Source organism: Streptomyces sp. NPDC048417, assembly GCF_040651615.1.
Lineage (GTDB): Bacteria > Actinomycetota > Actinomycetes > Streptomycetales > Streptomycetaceae > Streptomyces.
This window is the reverse complement of the sequence record NZ_JBEZKI010000013.1, coordinates 241,117-251,120: the sequence shown is the minus strand read 5'-3', so window position 1 is coordinate 251,120 and position 10,004 is coordinate 241,117. Positions and strand designations below refer to the sequence as shown.

Genomic DNA, 10,004 nt, shown 5'->3' with positions numbered 1-10,004 from the left:
GGCTGCCGGACGTCGAAACCCGGTCACCTTTCCTCGCCGCGACGGCGCTCGGCCGAGACGGTGCGGTCCGGCGCTGCCGAACTCACCGGAACAACCGTCGGCAGCCGGGGCCGGGCGCGGTTCGGCACTGTCGGGAACCGCCGGCGTGGCTGAGCGCCGTCGTGGCGGAGGAAGGCTGCCGGACGTCGAAACCCGGTCACCTTTCCTCGCCGCGACGGCGCTCGGCCGAGACGGTGCGGTCCGGCGCTGCCGAACTCACCGGAACAACCCTCGGTCGGCTTACAGCCCGTACTTCTCCCGGGCTTCCTTCACCGCGGTCGCCTTGACCTCGCCGCGCCTGGCCAGCTGGGCCAGGGCCGCGACGACGACCGATTCGGCGTCGACGCCGAAGTGGCGGCGGGCCGCGTCCCGGGTGTCGGAGAGGCCGAAGCCGTCGGCGCCCAGGGAGGAGTAGTCCTGCTCGACCCACTGCGCGATCTGGTCCGGGACCTGGCGCATGTAGTCGGAGACGGCCAGCACCGGGCCTTCAGCACCCTGCAGGGCCTGCCGGACGTACGGCACCCGCTCCTCGCCGCGCAGCAGGGCGGCGTCCGCCTCCATGGCGTCACGGCGCAGCTCCGTCCAGGAGGTGGCGGACCAGACGTCGGCCGCCACGCCCCACTCCTCGGCGAGCAGCCGCTGCGCCTTGAGCGCCCAGTGGATCGCCGTACCGGAGCCGAGCAGCTGGATCCGCGGGGCGTTCGCCACCACCGAGAGCCCGGCCGACTCCGCCGTGTTGAAGCGGTACAGGCCCTTGACGATGCCCTCGTCGACACCGAGCCCGGCCGGCTTCGCGGGCTGCGGGAGTGGCTCGTTGTAGACGGTCAGGTAGTAGAAGACGTTCGGGTCCTCGCCCGGGGCCGACTCGCCGTACATCCGGCGCAGACCGTCCTTGACGATCGTCGCGATCTCGTAGGCGAAGGCCGGGTCGTACGACAGCGCGGCCGGGTTGGTCGCGGCGATCACCGGGGAGTGGCCGTCGGCGTGCTGGAGGCCCTCGCCCGTCAGGGTCGTACGGCCGGCGGTCGCGCCGACGAGGAAGCCGCGGCCGAGCTGGTCGCCGAGCTGCCACATCTGGTCGGCGGTGCGCTGCCAGCCGAACATCGAGTAGAAAATGTAGAACGGGATCATCGCCTCGCCGTGCGTCGCGTACGCGGTCGACGCGGCGATGAAGTCGGCCATCGAACCGGCCTCGGTGATCCCCTCGTTGAGGATCTGGCCGTTCTTGGCCTCCTTGTAGTACATCAGCTGGTCACGGTCGACCGGCTCGTACGTCTGCCCCTTGGGCGAGTAGATGCCCAGGGAGGGGAAGAGGCTCTCCATGCCGAAGGTGCGCGCCTCGTCCGGGACGATCGGCACCCAGCGCCTGCCGGTCTCCTTGTCGCGGACCAGGTCCTTGACGAGCCGCACGAAGGCCATCGTCGTCGCCACGTTCTGCGAGCCGGAGCCCTTGTCGAAGGAGGCGAAGGCCTTGTCGGCGGGGGCCGGCAGGGGGGCCAGGGCGTGCGTACGGCGGGCGGGGGCCGGGCCGCCGAGGGCCGCCCGGCGCTCCTGGAGGTAGCGCACCTCGGGGGAGTCGGCGCCGGGGTGGCCGTAGGGCACCTGCCCGTCGGTGAAGTCGCTGTCCTTGATGGGCAGTTCGAGCAGGTCGCGCATCGTCTTGAACTCGTCCACCGTCAGCTTCTTCATCTGGTGGTTGGCGTTCTTCGACGCGAAGCCCTGGCCGAGGGTGTGGCCCTTGACGGTCTGGGCCAGGATGACGGTCGGCCCGCCCCTGTGGTCCAGGGCCGCCTTGTAGGCCGCGTACACCTTGCGGGCCTCGTGGCCGCCGCGCGAGACGTGGAAGCACTCGATGATCTTGTCGTCGCTGATCAGCTTCGCCAGCTCGGCGAGCGCCGGGTCCTTGCCGAAGAAGTCGGCGCGGATGTAGGCGGCGTCCCGGGTCTGGTACGTCTGTACCTGCGCGTCCGGTACCTCACGGAGGCGCCGTACCAGCGCACCGGTGGTGTCGAGCGCGAACAGCTCGTCCCAGGCCGTGCCCCAGAGCGACTTGACGACGTTCCAGCCGGCGCCGCGGAACTGGGCCTCCAGCTCCTGCACGATCTTGAAGTTGGCGCGCACCGGGCCGTCGAGCCGCTGCAGGTTGCAGTTGATGACGAAGGTCAGGTTGTCCAGGCCCTCGCGGGAGGCGAGTGCGAGGGCGGCCGTGGACTCCGGCTCGTCCATCTCGCCGTCACCGAGGAACGCCCAGACGTGGGACGACGTGAGGTCCTTGATGCCGCGCGCCGTCAGGTAGCGGTTGAAGCGGGCCTGGTAGATCGCCGACAGGGGGCCGAGGCCCATGCTCACCGTCGGGAACTCCCACAGCCAGGGCAGGCGGCGGGGGTGCGGGTACGACGGGAGGCCGTTGCCGCCGGCCTCCTGGCGGAAGTTGTCGAGGTGCGCCTCGGTCAGGCGGCCGTCGAGGAAGGCGCGGGCGTAGATGCCGGGGGAGGCGTGGCCCTGGATGTAGAGCTGGTCACCGCTGCCGTCCCCCTCCTTGCCCTTGAAGAAGTGGTTGAAGCCGGTCTCGTAGAGCCAGGCCGCCGAGGCGAAGGTGGCGATGTGGCCGCCGACGCCGTGTTTGCTGCCCCGGGTGACCATCGCGGCCGCGTTCCAGCGGTTCCACGCGGTGATCCGCCGCTCCATCGCCTCGTCGCCGGGCACGGCGGCCTCGGCGGAGGTGGGGATGGTGTTGACGTAGTCGGTCTCGAGAAGCTTCGGCAGCGCGATGCCGTCCGCCTCGGCGCGCTCCAGCGTGCGGCGCATCAGGTACGCGGCGCGGTGCGGCCCGGCTTCCCTGGCCACGGCGTCCAGTGAGGCCTGCCATTCGGCGGTCTCCTCCGGGTCCCGGTCGGGGAGCTGGTCGAGCGCGCTCGGCTGGATGGCCTGGGGGTCGGTCATGTCGCCGCCTTCCTCAGTCGAAGGGGGTTCCCTCATCGGTAAGGGTTCGGGGGTGCCCTTGGTCTTTGGCAGGACAGGGCGGCGGGCCCGGGTGCGGGCCCGTCGGTGACAATAACTCCCTGATCGATGATCGATCAAAGGGTTGAGGGGCAAAACTTCTCGATTCCGAGAAAGTCGGCACCCGGTGCCTCCAGCGATGGCACCGGGTGACGTGATCAGAAAGGGGTTTACGCAGGTGGGACGGGGTTTTGAGCGGGGGTGCGCTCTTGTGCTCCGCAGGCTCGGGAGGGGGTTACGAGGCCTTGGGACACGCGGCCTCGGCTCGGGCTGCCCGGCCGGTCGTCCCCACTTCCCGCCCGCGCAGGGACAGCAGGACCGCCAGGACACTTCCGCAGGTGATCGCCCAGTCGGCGAGATTCATCACGCTGAAGTCGCGGACCGCGATGAAGTCGACCACCGCGCCCCGCACGCCGCCCACTACAGCAACCACACCCGCCGCCGCGGCGCAGGCGTATCGCTCGCTGTCACGCCCGGTCTCCTCGCTCTCTCGGAGCGGCGCTGTCCGGCGGTGCCGCAGCGACCGTGACCCGGGTCGTCACGCCCGCGGCGCGCACCCGAGTACATGGGCCTTCACGATATCGGCGATGCGTGGATCGCGGCGCTGGAAGGCGGCGACCAGTTCCTCGTGCTCCTCGGCGTACGACTGCTGGACCGTGCCCAGCCAGCGGATCGACAGGGCCGTGAAGACCTCGATGCCCAGGCCCTCCCAGGTGTGCAGCAGCACCGAGTTGCCGGCCGCCCGGACCAGCTCGCGGTGGAAGCCGACCGTGTGCCGGACCTGCGCCGTGCCGTCGGCGTTCCGGTCGGCCTCGTAGAGCGCCGTGACGTGCGGGTCGAGTGCCGAGCAGTCCGACGCCAGGCGCTCCGCCGCCAGCTCCGCCGCGATCGCCTCCAGGCCGGCCCGCACCGGGTAGCTCTCCTCCAGGTCGGCCGCCGTCAGGTTCCGCACCCGCACGCCCTTGTTCGGCGCGGACTCGATCAGTCGCAGCGACTCCAGCTCCCGCAACGCCTCCCGCACCGGCGTCTGGCTGACCTCCAGCTCGGTGGCGATCCGCCGCTCCACGATCCGCTCGCCCGGCTTCCAGCGCCCGCTGACGATTCCCTCCACGATGTGCTCGCGGATCTGTTCGCGCAGCGAGTGGACGACGGGCGCGGTCATGGGAGCTCCTTAAGGGCGTTTGACGTTTAGACAATAAGGCCGGACCGCCTTTCGGGAGAGGCGCACGGGGGCGCTTTCGCGCAGGTGAGACGAGACTTACACGCTTCCCGGGCGCACAAGATCCGCGAAGCTCGCTACGTGGAGCGGCTGCGGAGTCAGCGCCGCCGTGTCACCGGCAGAACCCCCGCGGGCCGTTCGCGGTCGCGGTCGGAGGGGATCCGGCGGGGACAGCCGCCACCGGACGCGGAACCTGACCCCGGTACCCCGCTTTGACCTTTCCCACGCGTGGACGGCGACGCCGGCCGGCTGGTCCGACGACCGGCTCACGCCCAGGTGATACGACGGTGCCCCGTCCGGAGCAGCTCCGGACGGGGCACCGTACAACCCTTGGCGGATCAGAGGCCGAGCTCGACCTCGAACTCGCCCGCCTCCAGGATCGCCTTGACGGCCGTCAGGTAACGGGCCGCGTCGGCGCCGTCCACCAGGCGGTGGTCGTAGGACAGGGTCAGGTACGTCATGTCGCGGACGCCGATGACCGTGCCCTCCTCCGTCTCGATGACGGCCGGACGCTTGACCGTGGCACCGATGCCGAGGATCGCGACCTGGTTCGGCGGCACGATGATCGTGTCGAACAGCGCGCCGCGCGAGCCGGTGTTGGAGATGGTGAAGGTCGCGCCGGACAGCTCGTCCGGGGTGATCTTGTTCGCCCGGACCTTGCCCGCGAGCTCGGCGGTGGCCTTGGCGATACCGGCGATGTTCAGGTCGCCCGCGTGCTTGATGACCGGGGTCATCAGGCCCTTCTCGGAGTCCACCGCGATACCGACGCTCTCGGTGTCGAAGTAGGTGATCGTGCCCTCTTCGACGTTGATCCGGGCGTTGATGGCCGGGTGGGCCTTCAGCGCCTGGGCCGCCGCCTTCACGAAGAACGGCATCGGGGAGAGCTTGACGCCCTCGCGGGCCGCGAACGAGTCCTTGGCCTGGGCGCGCAGACGCATCAGGCGGGTCACGTCGACCTCGACGACCGAGGACAGCTGCGCCTGCTCGTGCAGCGCCTTGACCATGTTGTCGCCGATGACCTTGCGGATGCGGGGCATCTTGACGGTCTGGCCGCGGAGCGGGGAGGCCTCCAGCTTGGGGGCCTTCTTCGCACCGGCGACATGGCCTCCGGCAGTCACAGCGGCGGCCGCGGGGGCCGGAGCGGCGGCGGCGGCCTTCGCGGCCTCGGCGGCGGCGATGACGTCCTGCTTGCGGATCCGACCGCCGACGCCCGTGCCCTTGACGGCGCCGAGGTCGACACCGTTCTCGGCGGCGAGCTTGCGCACCAGCGGGGTGACGTAGGCACCCTCGTCGACCGGAGCGGCCGGAGCCGGAGCCGCGGCCGGGGTGACCGGGGCCGGAGCCGCCGGCGCGGGGGCCGGGGCGGCCGGAGCCGGAGCGGCGGCGACCGGGGCGGGAGCCGGGGCCGGAGCGGCCTGGGCGGGCGCGGGAGCCGGGGCCGCGGGGGCGGCCGGGGCAGCGGCGGCGGGCGCCGGAGCGGGCGCGGCCGGGGCGGCCGCCGGAGCGGCACCCGGGGCGCCGATGACGGCGAGCTTGGCGCCGACCTCGGCGGTCTCGTCCTCGCCGACCACGATCTCCAGCAGCACACCGGCGACCGGCGCGGGGATCTCGGTGTCGACCTTGTCGGTGGAGACCTCGAGCAGCGGCTCGTCCTCCGCGACCTCCTCGCCGACCGACTTCAGCCAGCGGGTGACGGTGCCCTCGGTGACGGACTCGCCGAGCGCGGGCAGGACCACGTCCGTGCCGGTGGCGCCACCGGCAGGTGCGGCGGGAGCCTCGGCCGCGGGGGCCGGGGCGGGAGCGGCGGGGGCCTCGGCCACCGGGGCCGGGGCGGGGGCAGCGGCCGGAGCCGGGGTCGGCTCGGCGGCCGGAGCCGGTGCGGCGGGGGCCGGTGCGCCGGTGCCGTCGTCGATGATCGCCAGCTCGGCGCCCACCTCGACGGTCTCGTCCTCGGCGACCTTGATCGAGGCCAGCACGCCCGAGGCGGGGGCCGGGATCTCGGTGTCGACCTTGTCGGTCGAGACCTCGAGCAGCGGCTCATCGGCCTCGACGCGTTCACCCTCGGCCTTCAGCCAGCGGGTGACGGTGCCCTCGGTGACGCTCTCGCCGAGCGCCGGAAGGGTTACGGAAACCGCCATGGTTTCGGTTGCTCCTTACGAATTGCGGAAGTCTGAGTCGTCGCGTGTGTCGACCGAGGGTCAGTCGTGCGAGTGAAGCGGCTTGCCGGCCAGGGCCAGGTGGGCCTCGCCCATCGCCTCGTTCTGCGTCGGGTGGGCGTGGATGAGCTGGGCGACCTCGGCGGGCAGCGCCTCCCAGTTGTAGATCAGCTGGGCCTCGCCGACCTGCTCGCCCATGCGGTCGCCGACCATGTGGACGCCGACCACGGCACCGTCCTTCACCTGGACGAGCTTGATCTCGCCCGCGGTGTTGAGGATCTTGCTCTTGCCGTTGCCCGCCAGGTTGTACTTCAGGGCGACGACCTTGTCCGCACCGTAGATCTCCTTGGCCTTGGCCTCGGTGATACCCACGGAGGCGACCTCCGGGTGGCAGTACGTGACCCGGGGGACGCCGTCGTAATCGATCGGAACGGTCTTCAGACCGGCCAGACGCTCCGCCACCAGAATGCCCTCGGCGAAGCCGACGTGCGCGAGCTGGAGCGTCGGGACCAGGTCACCGACGGCGGAGATGGTCGGGACGTTCGTCCGCATGTACTCGTCGACCAGGACGTAACCGCGGTCCATGGCGACGCCCTGCTCCTCGTAGCCGAGGCCGGCCGAGACCGGACCGCGGCCGACGGCGACGAGCAGGACCTCGGCGTCGAACTCCTTGCCGTCGGCGAGGGTGACCTTGATGCCGTCGGCGGTGTACTCGGCCTTCGAGAAGAAGGTGCCCAGGTTGAACTTGATGCCGCGCTTGCGGAAGGCGCGCTCAAGAAGCTTGGAGGAGTTCTCGTCCTCGACCGGGACGAGGTGCTTGAGGCCCTCGATGACGGTGACGTCCGCACCGAAGGACTTCCAGGCGGAGGCGAACTCGACGCCGATGACCCCGCCGCCCAGGATGATCGCGGACTTCGGCACGCGGTCCAGGACGAGGGCGTGGTCGGAGGAGATGATCCGGTTGCCGTCGATCTCCAGGCCGGGCAGCGACTTCGGCACGGAGCCGGTCGCCAGCAGGACGTGGCGGCCCTGGATGCGCTGGCCGTTCACGTCGACGGAGGTCGGGGACGACAGGCGGCCCGTGCCCTCGATGTACGTCACCTTGCGGGAGGCGATCAGACCCTGCAGGCCCTTGTACAGGCCGGCGATGACGCCGTCCTTGTACTTGTGGACGGCCGGCACGTCGATGCCCTCGAAGGTGGCCTTGACACCGAACTGCTCGCTCTCGCGGGCCTGGTCGGCGATCTCGCCCGCGTGCAGCAGGGCCTTGGTGGGGATGCAACCCCGGTGCAGGCAGGTACCGCCGACCTTGTCCTTCTCGATCAGGGCGACGTCCAGGCCCAGCTGCGCCCCGCGCAGGGCCGCGGCGTAACCGCCACTACCACCGCCGAGGATCACTAGGTCGAAAACGGTGCTGGCGTCGTTCGCCACGTCACGTCCTCCATGCATGTGCGCCGTACGCCGGGCACCTTTTTCCCATACGGGTGGTTGACCGGTCGGTCGGCTGGTGTCCGGCCGCTCTTCTTCGGCCCTGTGGTGGGGGCCCTGTCCTGCCGAGCCCCATCTTCGCACTTGTCGGCGGTGAACGAGACGCCGGGCTGGGGTGTGAGACACCACACGCAGCGCCCCCAAGGGCGCGGGGCTGTATTCGATATGCGGCTCCGCCGCGTGGGCGCGACCGGTCCCCACGGCGCGCGGTCGCCCTGCGGCGGAACGGACCGCCCCGACAGGCGACGGGGCCTCGCCCTACCCGCGTGCGAGGCCCCGTCCACGAAAACCGACGTCAGCCCAGGTCACCCTCGGCCGTCAGCTCCGCCAGCCGCACCAGCGTCCGCACCGCCGACCCCGTCCCGCCCTTCGGCGTGTACCCGAAGGGCCCGCCCTCGTTGAACGCCGGCCCCGCGATGTCCAGGTGCGCCCAGGTGATCCCCTCGCCCACGAACTCCCGCAGGAAGAGCCCGGCCACCAGCCCGCCGCCCATCCGCTCACCCATGTTCGCGATGTCCGCCGTGGGCGAGTCCATCCCCTTGCGCAGGTGCTCCGGCAGCGGCATCGGCCAGGCCGGCTCGCCGACCTCCTCGGCCGCGTCGTGGATCGCCGTACGGAACGCGTCGTCGTTGCCCATGATCCCGAACGTCCGGCTGCCCAGCGCCAGCATCATCGCCCCGGTCAGCGTCGCCACGTCGACGATCGCGTCCGGGTTCTCCGCCGACGCCGCCCACAGCGCGTCGGCGAGGACCAGCCGGCCCTCGGCGTCCGTGTTGAGCACCTCGACCGTCTTGCCGCTGTACATGCGCAGCACGTCACCCGGGCGGACGGCGGAGCCGGACGGCATGTTCTCGGCGAGCGCCAGCCACCCGGTCACATTGACCCGCAGACCGAGCCGCGCCGCCGAGACGACGGCCGCGAAGACCGCCGCCGCGCCGCTCATGTCGCACTTCATCGTCTCGTTGTGCCCGGCCGGCTTGAGCGAGATACCGCCCGAGTCGTAGGTGATGCCCTTGCCGACGAAGGCGAGGTGCTTGTCCGCCTCGGGGCTCGTGTACGACAGCTTCACCAGCCGCGGGGTCGCGGCCGAGCCGCCGCCGACGCCGAGGATGCCGCCGTAGCCGCCCTTGACGAGCGCCTTGTCGTCGAGCACCTGGATCTTGATGCCGTGCTCCTTGGCCGCCTCCTGGGCGATCGAGGCGAACGCGGCCGGCGTGAGGTCGTTCGGCGGTGTGTTGATCAGGTCGCGGGCGCGGTTGAGCTCCTCGGAGACCGCGGTGGCGCGGGCGAGGGCCGCCTTGTGGGCCGCGTCCCGCGGCTTGCCGCCGAGCAGCGTGGCCTCGGCGAGCGGCGCCTTGCCGTTCTTCGCCTTCCCGTTGGTGCCGTTGTCCTTGTAGACGTCGAACGAGTAGGCGCCGAGCAGCACTCCCTCGGCGATCGCGCCGACGGCGGCCGGGTCCTCGACGGGCAGCGCGAAGGCCGCCTTCTTCGCGCCGTTCAGCGTGCGGGCCGCGACGCCGGCCGCCCGGCGCAGCGCCTCCGCGCCGTAGCCGGCGCCGTCGGGGTCGGCGCCCAGGCCGACCGCGATGACGAGCGGGGACTTGAAGCCGGCCGGCGACGGCAGCTTCGTCAGTTCGCCCTCGGCACCCGAGGCACCGAGGGTCTCCAGGACGTCGGCGAGCTTGCCGGCGTAGGCCTTGTCCACGGCCTCGGCGCCCGGCGCTACGACCAGGTCCCCGGACCGGGAGCCCGTGCCCTTGGCGACACCGATCACGATCGCGTCGGCCCGGAGGCCGGGCGCCGCTGAGGTGCTGAGAGTGAGAGCAGTCACGGTGGTGGAATCTCGCTTCCGATGTTGAGTTGCTGTGGCCGAGTGGGTGGGTCGACCGGGCCCGGGAAGCGACCCTAGGCAGTGACCTGGGGGCGCGTTACCACCGGGGCCTTCACCCTGTCGGCGAACACCCGGGACGAGCCTACGCGTGTGGATGCGTTCGCTCATTCCTGCGGGCGTTCACCTGGGGGTGGTGTCATGGCCACTTCCCCCTCTCGTGCTGGGCGACCCGGGCCACACTCGTCGCGTTCCGGTGGGTGGGGCCACCTGC

At 71.4% G+C, this 10,004-nt stretch carries 5 protein-coding genes and 1 pseudogene; all 6 read right to left on the bottom strand.

The annotated features are described in order from the left end of the window. Positions 1-279: 279 nt before the first annotated feature. Positions 280-2,982, bottom strand: coding sequence for a pyruvate dehydrogenase (acetyl-transferring), homodimeric type (aceE, locus tag AB0D59_RS22045; protein WP_362567762.1), 2,703 nt, complete (start codon positions 2,980-2,982; stop codon positions 280-282). 292 nt (positions 2,983-3,274) lie between these two features. Further along, positions 3,275-3,448, bottom strand: a pseudogene (locus AB0D59_RS22040) (signal peptidase II); the annotation flags it as partial. Positions 3,449-3,577: 129 nt separating this feature from the next. Next, positions 3,578-4,201 (bottom strand): GntR family transcriptional regulator, encoded by a 624-nt coding sequence (locus AB0D59_RS22035; protein ID WP_362567759.1) that lies wholly within the window; start codon positions 4,199-4,201, stop codon positions 3,578-3,580. A gap of 395 nt (positions 4,202-4,596) precedes the next feature. Further along, the gene (gene sucB, locus AB0D59_RS22030; RefSeq protein ID WP_362567756.1) at positions 4,597-6,396 is read right to left on the bottom strand and encodes a 2-oxoglutarate dehydrogenase, E2 component, dihydrolipoamide succinyltransferase; all 1,800 of its coding nucleotides are present in this window, start codon (positions 6,394-6,396) and stop codon (positions 4,597-4,599) included. Positions 6,397-6,456: 60 nt separating this feature from the next. Then, the gene (gene lpdA, locus AB0D59_RS22025) at positions 6,457-7,845 is read right to left on the bottom strand and encodes a dihydrolipoyl dehydrogenase (RefSeq protein ID WP_362567754.1); all 1,389 of its coding nucleotides are present in this window, start codon (positions 7,843-7,845) and stop codon (positions 6,457-6,459) included. Between the two features lie 352 nt (positions 7,846-8,197). Then, positions 8,198-9,733, bottom strand: coding sequence for a leucyl aminopeptidase (locus tag AB0D59_RS22020; protein WP_362567751.1), 1,536 nt, complete (start codon positions 9,731-9,733; stop codon positions 8,198-8,200). Positions 9,734-10,004: the final 271 nt, after the last annotated feature.